The organism is Aeromonas sp. R7-5, assembly GCF_040908015.1.
In the GTDB taxonomy this organism is placed as follows: Bacteria; Pseudomonadota; Gammaproteobacteria; order Enterobacterales; family Aeromonadaceae; genus Aeromonas; species Aeromonas caviae.
Map to the genome: position 1 here is coordinate 26,518 of NZ_JBFOCZ010000007.1, position 23,743 is coordinate 50,260.

At 62.5% G+C, this 23,743-nt stretch carries 24 protein-coding genes; 12 read left to right on the forward strand and 12 right to left on the reverse strand.

The annotated features are described in order from the left end of the window. Window positions 1-46: 46 nt before the first annotated feature. Together glpG and glpE are read right to left on the reverse strand one after the other, a co-directional pair. Window positions 47-880, reverse strand: a complete 834-nt coding sequence (gene glpG / locus AB5Y53_RS02550; protein ID WP_368181091.1) for a rhomboid family intramembrane serine protease GlpG — start codon at window positions 878-880, stop codon at window positions 47-49. A 29-nt stretch (window positions 881-909) separates the two neighbouring features. Next, window positions 910-1,233: a thiosulfate sulfurtransferase GlpE gene (glpE, locus tag AB5Y53_RS02555; RefSeq protein WP_005307320.1), complete on the reverse strand. Its 324-nt coding sequence runs from the start codon at window positions 1,231-1,233 to the stop codon at window positions 910-912. Between the two features lie 163 nt (window positions 1,234-1,396). Between glpE and AB5Y53_RS02560 the strand changes: the two genes are divergently transcribed. Next, the gene (locus AB5Y53_RS02560; protein ID WP_368181074.1) at window positions 1,397-1,990 is read left to right on the forward strand and encodes a LysE family translocator; all 594 of its coding nucleotides are present in this window, start codon (window positions 1,397-1,399) and stop codon (window positions 1,988-1,990) included. Here AB5Y53_RS02560 and AB5Y53_RS02565 read toward each other — a convergent pair. The 6 genes from AB5Y53_RS02565 to AB5Y53_RS02590 form a co-directional block, all read right to left on the reverse strand. Then, window positions 1,969-2,814 (reverse strand): helix-turn-helix domain-containing protein, encoded by an 846-nt coding sequence (locus AB5Y53_RS02565; protein ID WP_368181075.1) that lies wholly within the window; start codon window positions 2,812-2,814, stop codon window positions 1,969-1,971. The two genes, AB5Y53_RS02560 and AB5Y53_RS02565, sit on opposite strands and share 22 nt — an antisense overlap. An 82-nt stretch (window positions 2,815-2,896) precedes the next feature. Then, complete coding sequence (locus tag AB5Y53_RS02570; protein WP_010672380.1) at window positions 2,897-3,598, reverse strand: ABC transporter ATP-binding protein; 702 nt, start codon at window positions 3,596-3,598, stop codon at window positions 2,897-2,899. A gap of 10 nt (window positions 3,599-3,608) precedes the next feature. Next, window positions 3,609-4,382 (reverse strand): high-affinity branched-chain amino acid ABC transporter ATP-binding protein LivG, encoded by a 774-nt coding sequence (livG, locus tag AB5Y53_RS02575; RefSeq protein WP_010672381.1) that lies wholly within the window; start codon window positions 4,380-4,382, stop codon window positions 3,609-3,611. Beyond that, complete coding sequence (locus AB5Y53_RS02580; protein ID WP_039041002.1) at window positions 4,379-5,647, reverse strand: high-affinity branched-chain amino acid ABC transporter permease LivM; 1,269 nt, start codon at window positions 5,645-5,647, stop codon at window positions 4,379-4,381. The genes livG and AB5Y53_RS02580 overlap by 4 nt, the downstream gene beginning before the upstream one ends. 82 nt (window positions 5,648-5,729) lie before the next feature. Beyond that, entirely contained in the window at window positions 5,730-6,656 is a 927-nt protein-coding gene (gene livH, locus AB5Y53_RS02585; protein WP_010672383.1) for a high-affinity branched-chain amino acid ABC transporter permease LivH, read from the reverse strand. A 66-nt stretch (window positions 6,657-6,722) separates the two neighbouring features. Further along, window positions 6,723-7,844, reverse strand: a complete 1,122-nt coding sequence (locus AB5Y53_RS02590; protein ID WP_039041003.1) for a branched-chain amino acid ABC transporter substrate-binding protein — start codon at window positions 7,842-7,844, stop codon at window positions 6,723-6,725. 435 nt (window positions 7,845-8,279) lie between these two features. Between AB5Y53_RS02590 and AB5Y53_RS02595 the strand changes: the two genes are divergently transcribed. Further along, the gene (locus AB5Y53_RS02595; RefSeq protein WP_039041004.1) at window positions 8,280-9,284 is read left to right on the forward strand and encodes a substrate-binding domain-containing protein; all 1,005 of its coding nucleotides are present in this window, start codon (window positions 8,280-8,282) and stop codon (window positions 9,282-9,284) included. An 83-nt stretch (window positions 9,285-9,367) separates the two neighbouring features. Here the strand turns inward: AB5Y53_RS02595 and norR are convergent, their stop codons facing one another. Beyond that, window positions 9,368-10,894 (reverse strand): nitric oxide reductase transcriptional regulator NorR, encoded by a 1,527-nt coding sequence (norR, locus tag AB5Y53_RS02600; RefSeq protein ID WP_368181076.1) that lies wholly within the window; start codon window positions 10,892-10,894, stop codon window positions 9,368-9,370. Between the two features lie 170 nt (window positions 10,895-11,064). Between norR and norV the strand changes: the two genes are divergently transcribed. The 8 genes from norV (at window position 11,065) to AB5Y53_RS02640 (ending at window position 20,072) form a co-directional block, all read left to right on the forward strand. Further along, a complete protein-coding gene (norV, locus tag AB5Y53_RS02605; protein ID WP_368181077.1) occupies window positions 11,065-12,546 on the forward strand; it encodes an anaerobic nitric oxide reductase flavorubredoxin in 1,482 nt (493 codons plus the stop codon). Then, entirely contained in the window at window positions 12,543-13,709 is a 1,167-nt protein-coding gene (norW, locus tag AB5Y53_RS02610; RefSeq protein ID WP_368181078.1) for an NADH:flavorubredoxin reductase NorW, read from the forward strand. Before norV ends, norW begins: the two co-directional genes overlap by 4 nt. 51 nt (window positions 13,710-13,760) lie before the next feature. Next, a complete protein-coding gene (locus AB5Y53_RS02615; protein WP_128313657.1) occupies window positions 13,761-14,099 on the forward strand; it encodes a DUF1971 domain-containing protein in 339 nt (112 codons plus the stop codon). Window positions 14,100-14,221: 122 nt separating this feature from the next. Further along, window positions 14,222-15,439, forward strand: a complete 1,218-nt coding sequence (locus AB5Y53_RS02620) for a 4Fe-4S binding protein (protein ID WP_368181079.1) — start codon at window positions 14,222-14,224, stop codon at window positions 15,437-15,439. Between the two features lie 188 nt (window positions 15,440-15,627). Next, the gene (gene tnaC, locus AB5Y53_RS02625) at window positions 15,628-15,699 is read left to right on the forward strand and encodes a tryptophanase leader peptide (RefSeq protein ID WP_223302601.1); all 72 of its coding nucleotides are present in this window, start codon (window positions 15,628-15,630) and stop codon (window positions 15,697-15,699) included. Between the two features lie 203 nt (window positions 15,700-15,902). Further along, complete coding sequence (tnaA, locus tag AB5Y53_RS02630) at window positions 15,903-17,369, forward strand: tryptophanase (protein WP_010672391.1); 1,467 nt, start codon at window positions 15,903-15,905, stop codon at window positions 17,367-17,369. 70 nt (window positions 17,370-17,439) lie between these two features. After that, entirely contained in the window at window positions 17,440-18,654 is a 1,215-nt protein-coding gene (locus tag AB5Y53_RS02635) for an aromatic amino acid transporter (protein WP_043155441.1), read from the forward strand. A 197-nt stretch (window positions 18,655-18,851) separates the two neighbouring features. Further along, window positions 18,852-20,072 (forward strand): aromatic amino acid transporter, encoded by a 1,221-nt coding sequence (locus AB5Y53_RS02640; protein WP_368181080.1) that lies wholly within the window; start codon window positions 18,852-18,854, stop codon window positions 20,070-20,072. Between the two features lie 93 nt (window positions 20,073-20,165). Here AB5Y53_RS02640 and AB5Y53_RS02645 read toward each other — a convergent pair whose 3' ends face one another. Continuing rightward, entirely contained in the window at window positions 20,166-20,570 is a 405-nt protein-coding gene (locus tag AB5Y53_RS02645) for a hypothetical protein (protein WP_010672394.1), read from the reverse strand. 104 nt (window positions 20,571-20,674) lie between these two features. Between AB5Y53_RS02645 and AB5Y53_RS02650 the strand changes: the two genes are divergently transcribed. Beyond that, window positions 20,675-20,851 carry a hypothetical protein gene (locus AB5Y53_RS02650; protein ID WP_154676073.1) on the forward strand — a complete coding sequence of 59 codons (177 nt, stop codon included), beginning with the start codon at window positions 20,675-20,677 and terminating at the stop codon, window positions 20,849-20,851. Between the two features lie 56 nt (window positions 20,852-20,907). Here AB5Y53_RS02650 and AB5Y53_RS02655 read toward each other — a convergent pair whose 3' ends face one another. Continuing rightward, entirely contained in the window at window positions 20,908-21,681 is a 774-nt protein-coding gene (locus AB5Y53_RS02655) for a hypothetical protein (protein ID WP_368181081.1), read from the reverse strand. Between the two features lie 154 nt (window positions 21,682-21,835). Then, window positions 21,836-22,600, reverse strand: coding sequence for an EAL domain-containing protein (locus tag AB5Y53_RS02660; RefSeq protein WP_368181082.1), 765 nt, complete (start codon window positions 22,598-22,600; stop codon window positions 21,836-21,838). Window positions 22,601-23,133: 533 nt separating this feature from the next. Between AB5Y53_RS02660 and AB5Y53_RS02665 the strand changes: the two genes are divergently transcribed. Further along, window positions 23,134-23,739, forward strand: a complete 606-nt coding sequence (locus tag AB5Y53_RS02665; protein WP_368181083.1) for a helix-turn-helix domain-containing protein — start codon at window positions 23,134-23,136, stop codon at window positions 23,737-23,739. Window positions 23,740-23,743: the final 4 nt, after the last annotated feature.

Genomic DNA, 23,743 nt, shown 5'->3' on the forward strand with positions numbered 1-23,743 from the left:
TGTTGGTGGTCGCTTTGGTTGCCGAGCAATTGCCGACAACCAGGACTCACCCCGGCCTGTGGTGTCTGTCCAGCCAGCCCTGGGCAAGGCCGACCAGCAGGCCGACCAAATGGGCCATGTTGGCGGTGGGGGTGCCGAGCATGTCCAAGAAGCCGAGCACCAGCCAGACCAGCATGAAGCCCATCAGGGCTGGCGGCATGGCGAGGCCGCAATCCGGTTGCAGCCTGGTTCGCAGCCAGCTGTAGCCGAGCAGGGCATAGACCACCCCGGTGAGGCCGCCAAAGCGCGGGCCGCTGGCAAAGAACTCGGCGATATTGGGCAGGGCTGCTCCGACGATGAGCAGGATGAACAGCTTGCCGCTGCCGAGACGCTGCTCTATCTGGCCACCGAGATACCACCACCACAACAGGTTGAACATCAGGTGCAGCACCGAGAAGTGGATGAAGGCCGGGGTGAGGTAGCGCCAGGCCTGCCAGTCGGTGAGCTGGGCCAGGGTGGGGTGGAAGGCGAGCTCGTCGAAGATGGGCAGGCCGATGGCATCCAGAGCGTAGATGGCCAGGCAGGCGATGATGACCACCAGGGTCAGGGGGCCCGCCTGGTGGAGGAAATCGGTGACCGGATCCGTCATCCCCTTGCTGTAGTCGATCCGGGCATCGGCATGGCCGGATTGCCAGGAGGCCTCCATGTAGCGGGGGTGATTGGGTTCGCTCAGGAAGCGTTTGACCTCCTGCTGGGCCTGGGCGAGGCGCCGTTCGTCCGCCAGCCAGACCGAGACGCCGAGCTCGGACTGGGTCAGCTCGCACGGAATGCCCAGGGTAGCGAGATAATCCACCAGCGCCTGGGCCATGCGGGCGTCGCCCAGCACCAGCAGCTGGATCATGCCGGTCGAGGAGGAACGACCCGCCTCTGTCATGCGTCCCCCGCCTGGATGGGGAACTCCCTGCGCCAGGCCTCGAAACCGCCATCCAGGCTATAGACCTCGTCATAGCCTTGTTGCAGCAGGTACTGGGCCGCCCCCTGGCTGCTGTTGCCGTGATAGCACATCACGATGACAGGGGTATCGAAGTCCACCTCGTTCATAAAGCGAACCAGGGTGCCGTTGGTGAGGTGGAAGGCGCCGACCGCGTGGGCCGTCTCGAAGGATTGGGGATCGCGAATGTCCACGAGACGGGCTTCGCCTGCGCTCAGCTTCTGGTGGGCATCATGGGCGCTGATATGGGCAAACTGGTCCATTGAGATGTCCTGAAAATGGAGGGTTGAAGGGCAGTTTACCGCAAGCGGCGGTTTGCGCTAAGTGTGCAATGGGGACGGCATCCAGGGGATCGCAATTTTCTTCAATATCGGGCCGCCCGGGCAGGGTAGGCTCGGGCTTCCCTCAATTGAACGAGCATCATCCATGGAATTCAGTCTGCTGTTATCCATGGCCGGGTTTGCCCTGGCCATGTCCATCTCCCCGGGGCCGGTCAATCTGGTCGCCCTTGGCACCGGCGCCCGGTACGGTTTCACGGCCAGCCTGCGCCACGTGGTGGGGGCCACCCTCGGCTTCATCCTGCTGCTCCTGCTGATGGGGCTGGGTCTTGGCGGCGCCCTGTCCCGCTGGCCTGTGGCGCTGGGGGCCATTCACTGGAGCGGCGTGCTCTTTCTCGGCTGGATGGCCTGGCAGTTGCTGGTGGACAGCGGCGAGGTGGAGGAAGTGGAGGGCGTACCCCCCGCCTTCTGGTACGGGGCCTTGATGCAGTGGCTCAATCCCAAGGCCTGGCTCGCCGCCAGCATGGGGATGGGAGCCTATGGGATCGCGGGCGGCATGAGCCAGATCGCCCTCTTTACCGGCATCTATCTGGTGATCTGCCTCGGCTCCATCGCCTGCTGGGCCTATGCGGGCAGCCGATTGCAGGGGTGGCTGGTCTCTCCTCGCCGGTTGCGCTGGTTCAATCGGGCCATGGCGCTCTTGCTGCTGCTCAGCGCCGCCTATCTGGTGCGCTCGTCCTGAGGGACGAGCTGCGCTCTGTACTGGCCCGGGGTGGCGGCCACCCGGCGTTTGAACTGGCGCTGGAAGTGGGCCTGATCGGCAAAACCGCTGGCAAGGGCCACTTCCGCCAGGGGCTGCCCCTGGCGCAGCAGGGTGCGGGCGTGGCGAATGCGCTGATCGAGCAGGTAGGCGTGGGGCGTCATGCCGTAGTGGCGGCTGAAGGCGCGCACGAAGTGGGAAGGGGTAAGCCCGGCCACCGCACTCAGCTGTGCCAGGGTGAGGGCGCAGGCACTCTCGTCCTGCATCAGCTCGGCGGCTCGCTGCAGGTGCTGGGGAGGGCGGTCATCCCACTTGGCCGGGGTGAGCCTGGCCAGAAGCTGGCGGCTGAAGAAGTGGCAGGCCACTTCGCGAGCCAGGGGATCCGGCTCCGCCACCAGTTGCCGATGAAGCCGGCAGAGCCCCTGGTAGAGCAGGGGATCCCGGCTTGCGGTCATGTCGAAGGGGCGAAACGCGTTGCCGAGCCCGGCCTCCTCCTGCTGGCGCTGCAACCAGAGGTTGTCGATGTAGAACATCAGATAGGACCAGGGCTGGTCAGCGACGGGATTGCAGGCGTGCACCTCTTCCGGGTTCATCAGCACCAGGCTGCCGCGGCCGACCTCTTGCAGGCTGCGCTGGTTGAGGTAGTGGCTGTGACCGCCGGTGATGGCGCCGATGGAGAAGTGGGGGTGGCTGTGCTTGTCATAGCAGACGCGCCGGCCATCCTGCACCGCCCGCGCCTCGATGAAGGGCAGGGCGGGATCGTGCCAGAAGTGGTGCTGATCCTGCGTCGCCCGCGCACGGCTCACAATGTGCTCCTCGGCGGGGGGCTGTTCCCCTGCCGGGCTCGGGGAGCGCGGCAGGGGAAGGGTGACGATGGTTGCTGCATCCTCAGCCGCCAAGATAGGCCTGGCGGACGGCGGGGTTGGCCAGCAGGGCCTCTCCCGTGTCTTGCAGCACCACCCGGCCGTTCTCCAGCACATAGCCGCGATCCGCCAGCTTGAGCGCCTGGTTCGCGTTCTGCTCCACCAGGAAGATGGTCATCCCCTTCTGGCGCAGTTGCTCTATGGTGTCGAAGATCTGCTGGATGACGATGGGCGCGAGTCCCAGGGAGGGTTCATCCAGCAGCAGCAGGCGCGGCTTGCTCATCAGGGCGCGCCCGATGGCCAGCATCTGCTGCTCGCCGCCGGACATGGTGCCTGCCCGCTGCTCCAGCCGCTCGTGCAGGCGGGGGAACAAGGTAAATATCTGATCCAGCAGGCCGCGCTGCTCCGCCTTGTCGACGAAGAAGGCCCCCATCAGCAGGTTCTCCTCCACCGTGAGGCGGGCGAAGATGCGGCGCCCCTCCGGCACCACGGCGATGTCCTTGCGCATGATGCGGGCGGTGGTGAGAGAGTCTATCTGCTCCCCCTCGAACCAGATGGAACCGCTGCTGGGCTTGGGCTCGCCGCACAGGGTCATCAGCAGAGTGGTCTTGCCGGCGCCGTTGGCGCCGATCAGGGTGACGATTTCCCCCTCTTTCACCTCGACGCTGACGTCGTGCAGCGCCTGAATTTTGCCGTAGTGGGTCGATACGTTGCGAAGTTCTAACATCTTTTTGTCCTTACGACTCGCCCAGATAGGCCTTGATCACCGCCGGATTGCTGCGGATTTCGTCCGGTTTGCCGTGGGCCAGCGGGGTGCCCTGGTTGACCACGAAGATGCGGTTGGAGATCTCCATCACCAGCTTCATGTCGTGCTCGATCAGCAGCACCGAGACCCCGAACTCGTCCCTCAGGTTGGAGATGAGCTCGTTGAGCTCGTCGGTCTCCTTGGGGTTGAGGCCTGCGGCCGGTTCATCCAGCATCAGCAGTTCGGGCCGGGTCGCCATGCAGCGGGCGATCTCGAGGCGGCGCTGCTGGCCGTAAGCCAGGTTGCCCGCGGCGCGGTTGGCGAGATCCTTGAGGCCCACCTTTTCCAGCCAGAAGGCGGACTGCTCCAGCCCCTCTTTCTCGGCGCGGCGGAAGGAGGGGGTCTTGAACAGGCCGGCGATGAAGCCGGTATTGAGATGCCTGTGCTGGGCCACCAGCAGGTTTTCCACCGCCGTCATCTCCTTGAACAGGCGCACGTGCTGGAAAGTCCGCACTATGCCCTTGCGGGCGATGAGGTGGCCGGGCAACCCCTGGATCTCCTCACCCTTGTAGCGAATGACACCGCCACTCGGGCGATAGAAGCCGGTCAGGCAGTTGAAGATGGTGGTCTTGCCCGCCCCGTTGGGGCCGATGATGGAGATCACCTCCCCCTTTTCCACATCCAGCTTGACGCCGTTGACCGCGAGCAGGCCGCCAAAGCGCATCGACAGATCTGAGACATCCAACAATGGTTGATTGTTGCTCATTTACGCAGCTCCATATGGGGTCGACTCATGGGCAGCAGTCCCTGCGGCCGCCAGATCATCATGAATACCATCAAGAGACCGAACATCAGCATGCGATATTCGTTGAACTCGCGGGCGAGCTCCGGCAGCACCGTCATCACGATGGCCGCCAGCACCACCCCGATCTGGGATCCCATGCCTCCCAGCACCACAATCGCAAGGACGATGGCCGACTCGATGAAGACGAAGGATTCCGGGCTGATGAAGCCCTGGCGGGAGGCGAAGAAGCTGCCGGCAAAGCCCGCGAAGCAGGCGCCTATGGTGAAGGCGGTCAGCTTGATGATGGTGGGGTTGAGCCCCAGGGACTTGCAGGCGATCTCGTCTTCCCGCAGCGCCTCCCAGGCACGGCCGAGCGGCATGCGCAGCAGGCGGTTGATGACGAACAGGGTCGCCACTACCAGCACCAGGGCCATCAGGTAGAGGAAGATCACCTTGTGGTTGGCGTTGTAGGCGATGCCGAAGAAGTCGTGGAAGGTGCCAAAGCCCCCATCCTTGACGGTGCGGTTGAACTCGAGCCCCCCCAGGGTCGGTTTCGGAATGCCGGAGATCCCGTTCGGACCGCCGGTCAGGGTGGTCATGTTGTTGAGCAGGATGCGGATGATCTCGCCAAAGCCCAGGGTGACGATGGCCAGGTAGTCCCCCCGCAGCCGCAGCACCGGGAACCCGAGCAGGAAGCCGAAGGTGGCCGCCAGCAGACCTGCGATGGGCAGACACTCCCAGAAGCTCAGACCGAAGTAGGTGTTGAGCAGGGCGTAGCTGTAGGCGCCGACCGCATAGAAGCCGACATAGCCAAGGTCGAGCAGACCGGCGAGGCCCACCACCACGTTCAGTCCCAGCCCCAGCATGATGTAAATCAGGGTGAGGGTGGCCAGATCGATGGCGCCGCGAGAGGCCATGAAGGGCCAGCTCACCGCAAACAGCAGCACCAGCACGGCGGTGAGGTTATAGAGCTTGGGGGCCTCTTCGGGGCTTGGCAGCACCAGCTTGGTGAAACCGACGGAGAAGCCGCTGATGGAAGCCTGGAACAGCCGGCTTATCTGGCCGCGCAGCATCTGGAACCAGAAGACGATGGTGGCGCCCCCCAGCAGCCAGGCCAGCGACACATCGAGGCGGCTCACCACCAGCAGGCGGGAGCCATCGGTCTCCAGCTTGAAGCCGAGCAGCCAGAAGGAGAGCACCAGCAGCACCAGGCTGGCGATGCAGGCATGGATAAATTGACGTTTCATCAGACTTTCTCCACTTCCGGACGGCCGAGAATGCCAGTGATGGTCATGAACAGCAGCACGAGGGCATGCATAGATTGGTTTTTCATACCTTCTCGACCTCCGGACGACCCAGGATGCCGGTGGGCATGAAGAGCAACACGAAGATGAGCAGGGCAAAGGCCATCACATCCTTGTACTCGGTGCTGAGATAGCCCGCGGTGAGCGCTTCCACCACGCCGAGCAGCAGGCCGCCCAGTACGGCACCGGGAATGCTGCCGATGCCGCCCAATACCGCAGCGGTGAAGGCCTTCAAGCCCGCCATGAAGCCGAGATAGGGGTTGATGACACCGTAGTACATGCCGAGCAGCACCCCCGCGACGGCGGCCAGGGCGGCCCCCAGCACGAAGGTGATGGAGATGACCACGTGGGTGTCTATCCCTAGCAGGTTGGCCATCTTGATGTCTTCCGAACAGGCACGGCAGGCACGCCCCATGCGGGAGCGGCCGATGAACTGGGTCAACGCCAGCATGGTGACGAAGGTCACCACGAAGATGATGAGCTGCATGTAGGAGAGGCTGGCCTGGAAGCCATCCTCGCCGCCGAGGGTCCAGCCCCCGGAGATAAGAGTGGGCATGGCGATGTCACGCGAGCCCTGGGCCATCCGCATCATGTTCTGCAGGAAGATCGACATGCCGATGGCGGAGATGAGGGGGATAAGACGGTTGCCGCCCCGCAGTGGACGATAGGCCACCCGTTCTATGGACCAGCCATAGCTGCCGGTGATGATGATGCTGACCAGGAAGGCGCCCCCCAGCAGCAGCACGGTGCTGTCGATGCCCATCATCATGAGCCCGGCCATCACCATGAAGGCGACATAGGAGCCGATCATGTAGACCTCGCCGTGGGCGAAGTTGATCATGCCGATGATGCCGTAGACCATGGTGTAGCCGATGGCGATCAACGCATAGGTGCTGCCTATGGTCAATCCGTTCAGCAACTGCTGAACCAGATAAAGAAGGTGTTCGGACATACCGCGTTCCCTGTGTACTTGCCCGCAAAGAAAGGAGGGGTGACTCACGTCACCCCGACCGGCAGATTATTTGAGTTGAGTGGAGGTACCGTCGGCATGCCACTGGAACACACCGAATTCGAAGCCTTTCAGGTCACCGTTCGGTGCCCAGGTCAGGGGGCCCATCACGGTGTCGATCGGTGCGGCCTTGATGGCGGCAGCGACGGCAGCCGGATCATCCTCGCCCGCCTTGGCGATACCGGCCGCCAGGGCCTGCATGGCGGCGTAGGTGGTCCAGACGAACGGACCGGAGGAGTCCTGACCCTTGGCCTTGAACGCTTCCACGATGGGGGCGTTGGCCGGCACCAGGTCATATTTGTTCGGCAGGGTCACCAGCAGGCCTTCGGAAGCCGGGCCGCCGATGGCGGAGATGTCCTTGTTGCCCACGCCTTCCGGACCCATGAACTTGGCCTTCAGACCCTTCTCGCCAGCCTGGCGCAGGATCAGACCCAGCTCGGGGTGGTAGCCGCCGTAGTAGACGAAGTCGACGTTCTCTTTTTGCAGCTTGGCGATCAGGGCGGAGAAGTCCTTGTCGCCTGCAGTGATGCCCTCATAGGCAACGACCTTGACGCCGGCCTTGTCCAGGGCCGCTTTCACGCTGGAGGCGATGCCTTCACCGTACTGTTTCTTGTCGTGGATGACGGCCACGCGCTGGGGTTTGACCTGCTCGATGATGTACTTGGCGGCGGTCGGGCCCTGGTCGCTGTCCAGACCGATGGTGCGCAGGGTCAGCTGGTAACCGCGCTCGGTGATCTTGGGGTTGGTGGAGGCGGGGGTGACCATCAGGACCCCTTCATCTTCATAGATGTCGGAGGCGGGCAGGGTGTTGTCGGAGCAGAGGTGGCCGACCACGAACTTGACGCCGTCGTTGATCACCTTGTTGGCGATGGCCACGGCCTGCTTGGGATCGCAGGCATCGTCATAGATGACGGCTTCGATCTGCTTGCCCTTGATGCCGCCCGCCTTGTTGATCTGCTCGACCGCCATCTTGCCGCCGGTGAACTGCATGTCACCGTACTGGGCGACCGGGCCGGTCAGGGGGCCGGCGATGCCGATCTTGATGGTATCGGCCGCATTGGCCATGGAAACTGATCCAAACAGAGCCAAAGAAACCGCTGCTCTGACTGCCATTTTGCTGAAGTTATGCATTGATTCGTCCCTTAATCAGTGAATTGTTTCATTTTATGCACGTCATTCCGAGCCTGTGTCCCGCCAGCCCGGCGATAGATAAGGTTCTATCATTCCTCGCCGGGCAATAACAAGATGTTAAAGATACTAACCGGAGCAGGCGCGAGAGGGGTTTTGTGAAATTAACACGCAGTTTTTTGCTGTTTATCGGAGTTTAATGTTGTCAAGGTGGTGCAACATACAGATAACAAATTGTCATGGTGACAATTTCCAGAGTAAAAAACTGACGATATTTCATTCTGCGTCCGCTCTCATTTTGACCAAAATCCGTTTGCGCAAAAAGAAATGACCGCATAGATTAGCCAGCATTGATAATTCACTGGCAGCGCCCGTTAAAACCAAGCCTTTATTCGGGAAATCTGCTACTGTTCCGCCTTTGTTATTCAGGAGACAGAGATGGCAACTATCAAGGATGTCGCCTCGCGCGCAGGCGTATCCATCTCCACCGTCTCACATGTACTCAATCACACCCGTCGGGTCAGCGAAGACGCAACCCAGAAAGTGCTTGAGGCGGTGGCAGAGCTGAACTACGCGCCCAACTCGGTGGCGCGCAGTCTCAAGATCAATTCGACCAAGACCATTGGCATGCTGGTGACCACCAGTGCCAACCCCTTCTTCGCGGAAGTGGTACAGGGGGTGGAAGCCTACTGCTTCGAGCAGGGTTACAGCCTGATCCTGTGCAACACCGAGAACCAGCCGCCCCGCCAGCAGCACTATCTGCGCATGCTGATGGAGAAGCGGGTGGACGGTCTGCTGGTGCTGGGGACCGATATCGACACCCAGTTCAGGGACATGCTGCGCATCCACAAGAAGGTGCCGCAGGTGGTGCTGGACTGGGGCAACGAGTGCGATTTCGCCAACGTGATCAACGACAACGCCCGCATCGGCGCGCGGCTGGCCATGCGCCATCTGCTGGAGCAGGGCCATACCAACATCGTCTGCATCACCGGCCATCTCGCCAAACCGACCACCCAGCAGCGGCTGGACGGGGTGCGCGATGCCCTGGCCGAACAGGGGATGACCCTGAAAGAAGAGCAGATCTTCGAAGGGGACTACGAGAGCCAGAGCGGCTTCGATGCCATGCAGCGCATCCTGGCCCTCACCCCTCGCCCGACTGCGGTCTTTGCCTTCGACGATCCCATGGCCATCGGTGCCATCTGCGCCGCCTGGGAGGCCGGGGTCAAGGTGCCGGACGATATCTCCATGATCGGCTATGACGATGTGGAGATGGCGCGCTTCTCCAGCCCGCCGCTCACCACCATCCGCCACCCCAAGGCCGAGCTCGGTCTGCTGGCGGTGCAGCAACTGGTGAGCCGGATCCGCAACAAGGAGCTGGAAGTGGAGTCCATGACGGTGCAGCCCGAGCTCATCGTCCGCCGCTCGGTCAAGTCCCTGCGCTGACGGCGCCACGGGTGCCATGAACAAGAAACCCCCTCGCCAGCGAGGGGGTTTCTGTTTTTGGGCCCCTCTCGAATCTGGGGGCGTCAGGCCTTGAGGCCGAGCCGCCTGGCGAGGCGGTGCAGGTTGCCGCCGTCCAGATCCAGCGCCCGGGCGGTGGCGGCCCAGTTGCCGTCATGGGCCGTCAGGGTCTGCTCGATGAGCTGGCGCTGGAACAGATCGGTGGCGGCGCGCAGGCCGAGGCCGGCAATGGCCGGGGAGGCGGGCTGGCTGACGGTGTCGGCGGGCAGGGATGAGCCCGTCGGCCCCAGGTTGAAGTGGTGGGGTTCCAGGGTCGGCGAGGGGCTGCCCTGTTCGGCCCTGGCCAGCACGGCGGCGCGGTGGATGGCGTGCTCCAGCTCCCGCACGTTGCCGGGCCAGTCGTGGCGCTCGAGCAGTTGCAGCGCTTGTGGCTGGATACGCAGCTGCTCCAGCCCCAGGCCGAGCCGGCAGCGCTCGCAAAAGTAACCGGCCAGCAGGGGAATGTCGCCTGGGCGTTCCCGCAGTGCCGGGGCGTGGATCGGGAACACGCTCAGCCGGTGGTAGAGGTCGGCTCGAAACTGCCCCTCGACCACCGCCTGTTTCAGATCCCGGTTGGTGGCCGCCAGGATGCGCACATTCACCTTGAGCGGGGTGTCGTCACCGATCCGCTGCAGATCGCCGTATTGCAGCACCCGCAGCAGCTTGGCCTGCAGCGCCAGGGAGAGCTCGCCAATCTCGTCGAGAAACAGGGTGCCCTTGTCCGCGAGCTCGAATTTGCCTGCCCGATTGTGGATGGCGCCGGTGAAGGCCCCCTTCACGTGGCCGAACAGCTCGCTCTCGGCCACGGATTCGGGCAGGGCGGCGCAGTTGAGGTAGACCAGGGGGGCCTTGGCGCGCTGGGAACCGCGATGCACCGCCTTGGCGATCAGCTCCTTGCCGACCCCGGTCTCCCCCAAAATCAGCACGTTCAGCTCCGAGTTGGCCACCACGTCTATCTCGTGGCGCAACCGGGCCATGGCGGGGGAGTGGCCTATCATCTCCGGCTGCTCGGGGCCGGGCCGGGTGCCGGGGACCAGGGGCTCGCTGCTCTGGCGGGCGAGCCGCTCCAGCAGCAGGGCGTTGTCGAGGGCGGCGGCGGCCAGGGCCCCCACCAGACGCAGCTCCTCGTCGCTGATGCCGTCGAACTGGGCCGGGTTCATGCCGTCTATGGTCAGGGCGCCGATCAGCGCCTGATCCGAGAAGAGCGGCAGGCCGACGCAGGCGTGCACCTTGAAGTCGTCGTGATCCGGCAGCAGGCCGTCATAGGGGTCGGGCAGGGCGCTGTCGGCGGGGAAGCGCACCACATCCCCGGCGCGGGCGATGGCCTCGAGGCGCGGGTGATCCTTGAGGGCGAAGCGGCGCCCCAGCACGTCCTGCATCAGGCCGTCGATGGCCAGCGGGATGAACTGGCCCCCCTCGTAGCGCAGCAGGGCCGAGGCATCCGAGTTCAGCAGGCTGCGCACGCTCTGGATCAGGCGGTGGAAGCGGTCCTGATGAGAGATGCCGAGTTGCAGGTCGAGGGCGATGCGCGCCAGGCTGTCGGTCGAGATCACGATAATTGTCCAAATGACAGTGTGTTTGTGATTTTGACTATATGACGAGATTGTCTTAATGACAATCATTGAAATTAGTGTCGATAAAAATCAATGAGTTATAACTTGGCACGTCCGCTGCAATAGCTGGTTCAGTCGAACATACACTATTGCATTCGAGGAACTGCCTGATGAGCATTCACGTCAAGAACAACATCCACTGGGTCGGCCAACGGGACTGGGAGATACGCGACTTCCACGGTACCGAGTACAAGACCCACAAGGGCACCAGCTACAACAGCTACCTTATCCGCGAAGGGAAGAATGTGCTGATCGATACCGTCGATCACAAGTTCAGCCGCGAGTTCGTGCAGAACCTGGCGGCGCAGATCGATCTCGCCGCCATCGACTATGTGGTGATCAACCACGCCGAGGAGGATCACGCCGGCGCCCTGACCGAGCTGATGGCCCGCATCCCCGGCACCCCCATCTACTGCACCCACAACGCCATCGACTCCATCACCGGCCATCATCACCACCCGGAGTGGAACTTCCACCCGGTCAAGACCGGTGACAGCCTGGACATCGGCAACGGCAAGCAGCTGGTGTTCATCGAGACCCCCATGCTGCACTGGCCCGACAGCATGATGACCTATATGACCGAGGACGCTGTGCTCTTCTCCAACGACGCTTTCGGTCAGCATTACTGCGACGAGCACCTGTTCAACGACGAGGTGGACCAGACCGAGCTGATGGAGCAGTGCCAGCGCTACTACGCCAATATCCTCACCCCCTTCAGCCCGCTGGTGACCGCCAAGATCAAGGAAGTGCTGGGCTTCAACCTGCCGGTGAGCATGGTGGCCACCTCCCACGGTATCGTCTGGCGCGAGGATCCCACCCAGATCATCCTCAAATACCTGGAGTGGGCGGATCAGTATCAGGAAGACCGCGTCACCTTGTTCTACGACTCCATGTCCAACAACACCCGCATGATGGCCGACGCCATCGCCCAGGGCATCCACGAGGTGGACCCCGGCGTGGCGGTGAAGATCTACAACGTGGCCCGCCACGACAAGAACGAGATCCTGACCCAGGTGTTCCGCTCCAAGGGGATACTGGTGGGCTCCTCCACCATGAACAACGTCATGATGCCCAAGGTGGCGGGCATGCTCGAAGAGATCACCGGCCTGCGTTTTCGCAACAAGCGCGCCTCGGCCTTCGGCAGCTACGGCTGGACCGGCGGTGCGGTGGACCGGATCCAGACTCGCCTGATGGATGCAGGTTTCGACATCAGCATCTCCCTCAAGGCCAAGTGGCGCCCGGATGGTTCGGCGCTGGCCGAATGCCGCGAGCATGGCCGCCAGCTCGCCCGTCAGTGGGCGCTGCATCCGCTGGATGCGCCCCGCCCGATCACCACAACCCAGGCAACCGTGACGCCAGTATCCGTTCCAGCCAAGGCCCCGCAAGCCACTCCGGCCACCGCCGAATGGGACGATGATCAGGCCATGCTCTGCACCGTCTGCCAGTGGGTCTATGACCCGGCGCTGGGCGAGCCGGATCAGCTGGTGGCGCCGGGCACCCCCTGGGCCCAGGTACCTGACAGCTTCCTCTGCCCGGGTTGCGGCATCGGTAAGGAGGTATTCGAACCCTGCGCCGTGGAGGCCTGTGTATGAGCGCAGCAATTCAAACTGACGCTGGCATCAGCCGGGAGATAGTGGTGATCGGCAGCGGCTTTGCTGCCCAGCAGTTGGTCAAGAGCCTGCGCAAGCTGGACTGGGATCAGCCCATCCGCCTCATCACCGCCGACAGCGGCGACGAGTACAACAAGCCCGACTTGAGCCATGTGGTGAGTCGGGGCTGCCCTGCCGCAGCCATGACCCGCCAGAGCGGCAGCGATTTTGCCGAGCAGCAGCGCATCGCGCTGCTGCCCCACTGCCCGGTGCATGGCATCGACCCAGCAAGGCGGTTGGTGCTGACCGCCCAGGGGGAATTCCCCTACGGCCAGCTGGTGCTGGCCACAGGGGCGAGCGCGGCGCGCCCCGATCTGCCGGGCAGCGAACACCTGGTCACCCTCAACAGCCAGCAGGAGTACGCCGCCACCGAGGCGCAACTGCGTCAGGCCCGCCGCATCCTGGTGCTGGGGGCCGGCCTCATCGGCTGTGAGCTGGCGATGGACATGGCGAGCGATGGCCGCGAGGTCACCCTGCTGGACCTGGCCGACAGCCCCTTAAGCGCCCTGTTGCCTGCTACCCTGACCCAGCCGCTGCAACAGGCCCTGCGCACCCAGGGGGTCAGTCTGCAGTTCGGGACGGGTCTCGCCAGGATGGATGCCCAGCCGGGGGATGGCTGGCGGGTGACTCTGACCGATGGCCGCGTCAGCGAGCAGGATCTGGTGATCGTCGCGATCGGCCTGCGGCCGAATCTGGCCCTGGCCCGTGGGGCCGGGCTGGCAGTGGCGCGTGGCATCCTGGTCGACGATCGGCTGCAGACCAGCGATCCCCATATCTTCGCGCTGGGGGATTGCATGCAGTGGCAGGGTCAGTTGCTCCCCTTCCTGCAACCCATCGTGCTGGGAGCCAATGCGCTGGCGCGCACCCTGCTCGGCACGCCGACCCCGCTGACTTTGCCCCCCATGTTGGTGAAGGTGAAGACGCCGCGCTACCCGCTGCAACTGGCCGGTCGCACCCGGGGCGAGGATCTTGCCTGGCAGTGCCGCTGGAACAGCCACGGCATGGTGGCCGAGGCGCGTGATGAAGCCGGCGAGCTGTGCGGCTTCGTGGTGGGGGGCGACCAGATGAGCGCCGCCTTCCCGCTGCTGCGTCAGCTGCCCCGTTAACCCCTTTCATTGCACCGGCCGGGTCGACCCGGCCACACGAGGAGAACCGATATGGCCATGCAACTGATCCCGTCTCACTGGGTGGTGCGCCGCTCCACCCCCTTCTTTACCCGCGAGAATGTGCCCCAGGCCCTGCTCACCCATCACAACACCGCGGCCGGGGTGTTCGGCCAGCTCTGCGTGATGGAGGGCACCGTCACCTATCACGGCTTTGCCGACGAACAGGCCGAGGAGCCCGAGATCACTCTGGTGATCCGGGCCGGGGAGTTTGCCACCAGCCCGCCCCGGTACTGGCACAGGGTCGAGCTGTCGGAGGATGCCCGTTTCAACATCCACTTCTGGGCCGAGCAGGCAGAATCCGACCAGCCGCTGTTCCACAGCCGCAAATAACGGGGTTTAAGGCTCAGAGGGCGGAGCGGGCAAATGCCCCCTCTGCCCATGCAGATCAAAATCATCAACTCAGATGTTGGTTATCCTGCCCCCTCGATTCGGATGAGCACTGTGAGGGAAGCATGAGCCTGTTGGAAGCCCTGACCATGACCTCGGGTCTGGTCTATCTGGTTCTGTTGTTGTGGCAGGGCCGCAGCGGTTGGGGCTGGACTCTCTCTCTGCTGTTGGCCGCCGCGCTCTGGCTGCTGGTGGCGGATTCGGTACTCTGGCTCGCACTGGGGCTGGTGGCCACGACCCTGGCGCTCTGGCTGCGCTATCACCCCCTGCTCATGCTGGCCCACATAGACAGTCAACGTCTCAGAATGGCCACCAGGCAGCTATTGCTGCTGTGTTGGGGGTTGGTGGCGGTTCAATATGTTGTTCATATCGGACAGTTGGGGCTGGGGATGACCCCCTGGCTGGTACGCCCTGACGTGGTGGACGGTTTCCTGCCCATCGCCGGTGGTCTCGGGCTGCGGGCCTGGCTCGGGCAGGGGCTGACGGACCCCCACCACCCGGCGGCCACCGTCACCGTGCTGGTGCTTTCCCTGTCGGCCCTGCTGCTGGGTCGGGCGTTTTGTGCCTGGTTCTGCCCGCTCGGGCTGGTGGGGGAGTGGCTGCACGGCCTGCGCTCGCGCCTGTTGCCGGGGGAGTGGACCCCGCCGCGCTGGCTCGATGCCGTGTTGCGCGGGCAGAAGTTTCTGGTGCTCGGCTTTCTGCTCTTCATCATATTGCTGGCGGTACCCGCCGCCGCCCTGTCCGGCTACCTCGCCAGCCCCTACCATCAGGCGGCGGACATGAAGATGGGGGCCTTCTTCTTCAACCTGACCCTGATCTCGGGCCTGTGCCTTGGCTGGGTGCTGCTGCTCACCGCCACCTTTCGGCAAGGGTTCTGCCGCTACCTCTGCCCCTATGGCGCCTGGTTCGCCCTGCTCGGCCTGCTGACCCCATTGCGCATTCGCCGCGACCCGGACCGCTGCCTGCGAAGTGCGGGCCACGATTGTGACAAGTGCAGCCGGGCCTGCCCCTCGCGCATCCAGGTGCACCAGCTCATCGCGGTGCAGAGCCTCGAGTGCACCAGTTGCCAGAGCTGCGTGGCCGCTTGCCCCAAGCGGGCCGATGCCCTGCATCTTGGCACGCAAGGGCAGCGACTCGCCCCCCGCCAACTGCTGGGGCTGCTCTGCCTGTTGCTGCTGGTGTTGCCGCTACTCTCCTATGGCTTGCTGGATCTCTGGGTCAGCCAGACACCGATCTCTGACCGCTACGAGTTGTTGCAGCGGCTGCCCTGGCTGAGCCACTGAGGGGGAAAGGGCAAAAGGTGGATGATGGGGGGATCTTTCGGATTGGCGATAATAAGCTGTATAAAAATCCCCCGCCAAATTGTTAGCGCCATCCCACTTTGCTCATATTGCAATTGATCATATAGCGCTCCCCACCATAATGGGTGCTGTTATTTGGCGTTGTTAATATCAATTGGATGAGCAACAACATGAATATCAAGGTCAGCTATCCCAAGTGGTTTACCCTGGACCATAAGATCGCGTTCTTCTTCCCGCTGTAATTCCCCGCGGCGGCGCGGCATGCCTGCCATGCCACGAGCCCGCCTCCATTCCTGAACTGAAATAGCTGCACCCGTCTTTGCCTGTTTATTCTGGCGAGGCGATGTCGTGCATCCATTTCTCAATATTTCCCACCTGCCGGACATTCTATTTTCGGCGGGGGAAGAGACTCATTCTGAATATTTAAATCTGGGGTGTTTATATTATGGAAAACTTCAAGCATCTGCCCGAACCCTTCCGTATTCGTGTCATCGAGCCGGTCAAGCGCACCACCCGTGCCTATCGGGAAGAGGCCATTGTCCGGGCGGGCATGAACCCCTTCCTGCTGGACAGCGAAGACGTCTTCATCGACCTGCTGACCGACAGCGGCACCGGCGCCATCACCCAGGACATGCAGGCCGCCATGCTGCGCGGTGACGAGGCCTACAGCGGCAGCCGCAGCTACTATGCCCTGCAACAGGCGGTGCAGGAGATCTTCGGCTACTCCCTGACCATCCCCACTCACCAGGGGCGCGGCGCCGAGCAGATTTACATCCCCGTGCTCATCAAGAAGCGGGAGCAGGAGAAGGGGCTGGATCGCAAGAAGATGGTGGCCCTCTCCAACTACTTCTTCGACACCACCCAGGGCCACACCCAGATCAACTGCTGCGTGGCGAAGAACGTCTACACCAGGGAGGCGTTCGATACCTCGGTCACCGCCGACTTCAAGGGCAACTTCGATCTGGTGAAGCTGGAAGAGGCCATCCTGGAGGCGGGCCCCGCCAACGTGCCCTACATCGTCAGCACCATCACCTGCAACTCCGCCGGGGGGCAGCCGGTCTCCATTGCCAACCTGAAGGCGGTGTACGAGATCGCCAGAAAGTACGACATCCCCGTCATCATGGACTCCGCCCGCTTCGCCGAGAACGCCTACTTCATCCAGCAGCGGGAGCCCGGCTACGCGAACTGGACCATCGAGGAGATCACCAGGGAGTCCTACAAGTACGCCGACGGCCTCGCCATGTCGGCGAAGAAGGATGCCATGGTGCAGATGGGGGGGCTGCTGTGCTTCAAGGATGACAGCATGCTGGACGTCTACACCGAGTGCCGCACCCTGTGCGTGGTGCAGGAAGGCTTCCCGACCTATGGCGGCCTGGAAGGAGGCGCCATGGAGCGCCTGGCGGTGGGCCTGCGGGACGGCATGCGCCAGGACTGGCTGGCCTATCGCATCGGCCAGGTGCAGTACCTGGTGGACGGGCTGGAGGCCATCGGCGTGGTGTGCCAGCAGGCGGGGGGCCATGCGGCCTTCGTGGATGCGGGCAAGCTGCTGCCCCACATCCCGGCGGATCAGTTCCCGGCCCACGCCCTGGCCTGCGAGCTCTACAAGGTCGCCGGCATCCGCGCGGTGGAGATAGGTTCCCTGCTGCTGGGGCGCGACCCCGCCACCGGCAAGCAGCACCCCTGCCCGGCGGAGCTGCTGCGCCTGACCATCCCCCGTGCCACCTATACCCAGACCCACATGGACTTTGTCATCGAGGCCTTCGGCGAGGTGAAGAAGAACGCCCACCGGGTGAAGGGGCTCGACTTCATTTACGAGCCGGCCGTGCTGCGCCACTTCACCGCCAGACTGAAAGAGGTCGAGCATAACGACCCGTCAGCCGGCAAGACGCAGAAAAAATTGATAGAAGCATAACGAGTCAGGGGCACAGATTTTTCTGTGCCCTTTTTTTTCACTGCTCTGTGAAAGATTTGGAGTGACACACATGACATCAACACCGTCCGTCATCGGAGGGGCCTGCATCATTGCCAGCGTCTGTGTCGGCGCAGGCATGCTGGGGCTGCCGAGTGCGGGAGCCGGGGCCTGGACCAGCTGGTCAACCCTCGCCATCATTCTTACCATGGTCGTCATGACGGTTTCAGGCTGGATGCTGCTGGAAGCCCTGAAACCCTACGCATTGACCGCCTCCTTCAACTCGGTGACCAAGGATCTGCTCGGTCACAGGATCAATCTCTTCAACAACCTCACCGTCTATTTCGTGGGCGGCATTTTGCTCTATGCCTATATCACCTCGTCGGGTCTCATCCTGGGCGGCCTGCTGGGCATCAATAGCCAGCTGGCTTCGGTGTTGTTCGTGCTGGTGTTCTCCTGGTTCGTCTGGCATTCGACCCGGGCGGTGGACAGGATTTCGGTCGTCCTGATCGTTTTTATGGTGCTGAGCTTCGTGTTCGGGGTCTCCGGGCTTGCCAGCAAGGTCGACACCGCCAAGCTGTTCAACTCCTTTGCCGAGGAGCTGGGCCGCGCCCCTTACGCCCTGGCCATGTTGCCGGTGGCGCTCACCTCGTTTGGCTACCACCACTCGGTGGCATCGATGCGCGCCTATTACGGCGAGGAGCAGAAAGCCAGGCAGGCGATCCTGGGGGGGACCCTGATCGCCCTGGCGCTCTATCTGCTGTGGCTGCTCAGCATCTTCGGCAACCTGCCTCGTCCCGCCTTCGGCCCCGTCATCGCCAAGGGGGGCGACGTGGATGTGCTGCTGGGGGCGCTGGCCTCGGTGATCGAGTCCAGGCAGGTCTCCCAGGCCATCAACCTCTTCTCCATGGCGGCCATCCTCTCCTCCTTCATCGGGGTGGGGCTCGGGGTGTTCGACTATCTGGCGGATCTGTTCCGGTTCGACAACAGCCGCCGGGGGCGGGCCAAATCCTGGGCGGTGACCTTCCTGCCCCCCCTGGCGCTCTCCCTGATGTTCCCGTTCGGCTTCGTGGTGGCCATCGGCTATGCCGGGGCCGCGGCGACCGTCTGGGCCTGCATCATCCCGGCCCTGCTGGCGAAGAAGTCCCGGGAGCTGGCCCCGGACGAGGCGGGGTTCAAGGCCCCCGGCGGCCAGCCCATGGTGGTGGCCGTCATCGTCTTCGGGGTGCTTACCGCCATCTTCCACCTGATGGCCATGGCGGGTCTGCTGCCCGTCTACACCGGCTGACCCTGGTGTGCTGAACCTGGCCCCATCCCGAACATATTCCACGGATGGGGCGCAGGATCCGGCCCATTCCCCCCATTTTCCCTCTGGATTTGATACCCGAAGGCATGCAGGGTAAAGTCCCCCGGCGCCAGCAGTGGCGAACGCAGGAGAAGCACGGCGGTGTGCCGTGACCAGTCGACAATCCGTTTGGGGGAGTAATGGAACAGAAACCATCGTTGGTGGGCGGGGCATGCATCATTGCCGGCGTCTGTGTGGGGGCCGGCATGCTGGGGCTGCCGAGTGCGGGGGCGGGCGCCTGGACCCTCTGGTCCATGCTCGCGGTAGCACTGACCATGGTGGTGATGACGGTCTCCGGCTGGATGCTGCTGGAGTCCTATCGGGGCTATCCCCTGCGCGTCTCCTTCGATACCGTGACCCGGGATCTGCTGGGGGAGAAGGTCAACGCCCTCAACAATCTCAGCGTCTACTTCGTCGGTGGCATCCTGCTCTATGCCTACATCACCTCGGCCGGTCTCATCATTGACGGCATGACGGGGATGGGCAGCCAGTGGGCGTCCGTGCTCTTTACCCTGGCCTTCTCCCTGCTGGTGTGGCACTCCACCCGGGCGGTGGACCGCATCTCGGTGATGCTGGTGATCCTGATGGGGCTGAGCTTTGCCTTCGGCATCTCGGGCCTGTCGATGAACGTGCGCCTCGATCTGCTGCTCGACCGGGTGGGCAGTGAAGTCAGCTACGCCCCCTATGCCCTGGTGATGCTGCCGGTGGCGCTCACCTCGTTCGGTTACCACCATTCGGTCTCCTCCATGCGCGCCTACTACGGTGAAGAGCGTCGCGCCAGCCGCGCCATTCTGGGGGGCACCCTGATCGCGCTCGCGTTTTACCTCGTCTGGCTGGTGAGCGTCTTCGGCAACCTGCCCCGCAGCGAGTTCGGCCCGGTGATCGCAGAAGGGGGCAACGTGGACGCCTTGCTCAAGGCCCTCGGCTCGGTGATCGAGTCCAAGGCGGTGGCCAGCGCCCTCAACGCCTTCTCCATGGCGGCCATCCTCTCCTCCTTCATCGGGGTGGGGCTCGGGGTGTTCGACTACCTGGCGGATCTGTTCAAGTTCGACAACAGCCGGGGTGGCCGCGCCAAGTCCTGGGCGGTGACCTTCCTGCCGCCCCTGGTGCTCTCCTTGCTGTTCCCGTTCGGCTTCCTGGTGGCCATCGGCTATGCGGGCGCCGTAGCGACCCTGTGGACCTGCATCATCCCGCCCCTGCTGGCCTGGAAGGTGCGGGCGGCCCGGCGCGAAGAAGGTGGCGAGGGCTTCCGCGCCCCCGGCGGCCTCTTCATGATCGTCCTGGTGATCCTGTTCGGCGTGCTGACCGCCGCCTTCCACCTGCTCAACATGGTGGACCTGCTGCCCGCCTACAAGGGCTGAGCCGTTACCCGGGTCGCAGTGCCAGCACAGAATGACAAAGAAGGAGCCTCATGGGCTCCTTCTTGCTTGTCACACAGGCAATATTGGCGTCGGTTACTGAATGCCGACCGACAGGGAGTGGGGGACCTTGGCGCCTTTACGGGCGGTGGCGCGCATCTGGTAGACCTGGATCAGGTACTTGCCCGACTTGGGCAGGGTGCCTTGCCATTTTGTGTCCACGTTGCCGCCGCCCAGTGCCTCGGCCTGACCCGGGATGGCGCCCGGCGCGAAGACGTTGAAGTTGGCATTGGTGCTGCCGGTGATGGCGACCGTCATGGTCTGGCCTTCTTTGGCGCCCAGGGTGTAGTTGATGGTGTCATAACCGGAGAAGGTGCCGTCAACCTTGGCGCTGTGCGCGCCTTTGGCGAAGTGCACCGGCACCGTGGTCACCTTGTCTGCCGCCTGAACCGAGGCCGCCATCATCATGGCCAGCAAGGCGGCCGTTACTGCTTTTTTCATTATGTATTGCTCCTGTGATCGGGCCCTGGCACGGGCCTCGAGGGGAAGATATGCCTGAACGATGACGCGACTCCATCGAAATGATGGGGCGGTCGGAGTGGGGGATGTTGCAAGATTTGGGGTATGCACAGACGGACATGGTGCCTTTTGGCCGCAAGCCAGATGAACACAAGGTCGATGGGGTTTTATATGGCGAGTTCCCTGATACAGGGGGCGTTTTTGTCAACGTGGTGTTGACGAACAGGGTGCCCGCTGCGGCCATGAGTCTGCGACAGAATTGATCGCCCCGGGTCTCCTGCATGGTCAGGGCGCGGGAGGGCTTGCGGAAAAGAGGACGTTAAGGTTGGCTGGTGCCCTCAGCCGCCATGGCCTGCTGCTCATAGCGCGCCACCGTGCCGTCCTGCTTCATTTGCCGGATCACGCCGGCAAGGGGGGCCAGCAGATCCCGATGCCGTTCGTGCAGATAGACGTAAGAATCGGCCAGCTCCATCACCCCGGCGGAGTAGATGCCGGCATAGCCCGGGTCCTGGCGCGTCAGGGCGGCCAGGGTCTGGCTGGCAATCAGGGTCTGCTCCACATAGAGGTCACTGCGCCCCTTGAGCAGCTTGCCCATCCCCTGCTCGGCGGTGGCGATGGCAAAGAGCCGGTCCGGTGCCACCACCTTGCCCAGCATCATCTCCGGCAGCTTGGCGCCACGGCGAAACTCGACCCGATAACCGGTGCCCTGCAGGCTGTGCCACCCCTGCAGCTGGATCCCGGGCTGGTGGGCATAGGCCTGATAGGAGACGGCGAAATGGGGCTCGGGCACGCGCTGGAGGGTGCGGGTCTGCTGCTGGTAGCTGGCGGCGCGGTGGATCTCGCCATCGACCTGTCCCTGCTCTGCCAGCAGGGGGGCCCGTCCCCCGGGGTAGCCCTGGTACTGGAATGCATAGCCCAGGCGGGCGAACGCATCCCGATAGATGAGATCGAGCCAGCGACCATAGGGGGAGTCCCTGGTTTCAAGGGAGCTCACCAGTGTGATGTTGCCCCTGCCTTGCGCCCCCCATACCTGGAAGGCCAGCAGCAAGAGCAGTGAAAGAGCGAAGAAGCGGTATCCTGAAACCTGCGCCATGGTGTCCCTGTCAGAGCGGTGGTTGCAAAGGGTGACAGTCCCATCCTAGCCCAGGGGGTTGCCCGGTCCAGCGCTTTCTGCCGTCCGCCCGTGGATATCCTCCCGTCCCGCCTTGCCCGAATGAACGCCAACCAAGGGAGATGGCCAGCGCCGCTCACAGGCTGGCGAAATCCACCTCGGGCAGGGTTTCGAAGCCGGGGCGGGCAAACAGATAGCCCTGCATCAGGCTGACGCCCATCTCCCGCAGGCAGGCCATCTCGTCGCGGATCTCGACCCCTTCCGCCAGCGGGGTGATCTGCAACTCCGTAAACAGCGCCAGACAGTGGCGAACGATGGCCTGACGGATCGGGTCCTGGTCGATGCCGCGCAGCAGGTGCATGTCGAGTTTGATGATGTCGGGGCGAAAATCGGCCAGCAGGCTGAGGCCCGAGTAACCGGCGCCAAAGTCGTCGATCGCCGTCTTGAAGCCCAGGGCCTGATAGTGATCCACGATGCCGCGAATATGGCGGTTGTCCTGCACCTGTTCCACCTCGGTGAACTCGAACATGATCTGCTCGATGGGAAAGAGATGCTCGCGGGCCGCCTGCAACGTGGTGCGGATGCAGCGCTCCGGGCGATAGACCGCATTGGGCAGGAAGTTGATGCTCGGCATGCCCTGCATGTCGAGGCGGGCGGCCAGCGCGATGGCCTTGATCCGGCACAGCTGATCGAAGCGGTAGCGGTTGTCATCGTTGACCCGGTCAATCACGCTCTGCGCCGACTCGTTGTTGAGCCCCCGCACCAGGGCCTCGTAGCCGAAGAGGGTGCGCTGGCTGCAATCGACGATGGGCTGGAAGGCCATGGTGAAATCGAAGTCGAGATCCACCTGCTCATGACACTGCTGGCAGAGGGTGGAGGACAGGGCGGCAGGTATGTCCATGACTTTCCTCTTGGGCGTGGCGGCGCTGGGCACTGTCTCAAATGATAACAGCTCATTACCCCCCTGTAGGTTCTATTAGCGCAGCGTAATCGAACGATCGAGAGGCTTTGATTACGGTTGTTGCCGTGAAACAGGATCGGCCAGCTGGAGGGGGAAGTGCGGCTGGCCGTGATGGCGGGATAATCCATTTACGCGAACGTCCGATTACGCCTGACGGCTAATCGAACCTACGGGCTATCTCATGATCACCCCCCTGTAGGTTCGATTAGCGCAGCGTAATCGGACGATCGAGAGGCTTTGGTTGCGGTGGTTGCCGTCAAATGTGGTGGCCAGCCGGAGTTGGAAATTCGGCTGGCGGTTATGGTGGGAGAATTCATTTACGCGAATGTCCGATTACGCCTGACGGCTAATCTAGCCTACGAGCAGGATGTACCTTTATATATTATTACAAAGATGAAAAACAGCGCTTCTCAAAAATAAAAAATCAATTGTGGTAGACTTTTAAAAGTCATCAAAAAAGAGAGCGAGATTGCATGAAGAATGTGAGTGAAATCATCCAGAGTAAAGCTGGTGACGAGTTGGTTTATCTTGACTGTAATATTACGCCAGAAAGTCTATCAAGATATATTTGTGCTATGGCAAATACTATGGGTGGATTCATTCTCATTGGATTTAAAGATCAGACGGAGGTTGTAGGTGTTGATATCACAGTGGCAAAGGCAGTGGTGATGGCAGCTAAGTCACAGTTGTCAGCGCCCTCTTCTTCTACTCCCATTTTCACGGATGACATTCAAGATTTTAGAGGCTCCCCTGTAATAGTTGTTCAAGTCTACCGTTCAAATCTAATAGTTTTAGCTAATCAGCTCCCCTATGTAATGGTTGATGGATTTAATAGATTAATGAATCAGGATGAAAGGATGGCAATTGAGGATGCAAGCCATACGCCCCAAAAGGATATTCTGGCAGAGGTTAAAGGTCTTGTAGAGGATAGTTCAAGGAAAGTATCTGGATTAGCGGCAGAGATAAGAGAAAGTCAAAGTATCAAATCCACGCTAAAGAACAACATAATCGGATTTCTGTGTGGACTCGTTCTAACCTACGCTGTTTCGGTGTTCTTAGACATGTTCAAAAGGGTTTGATGTC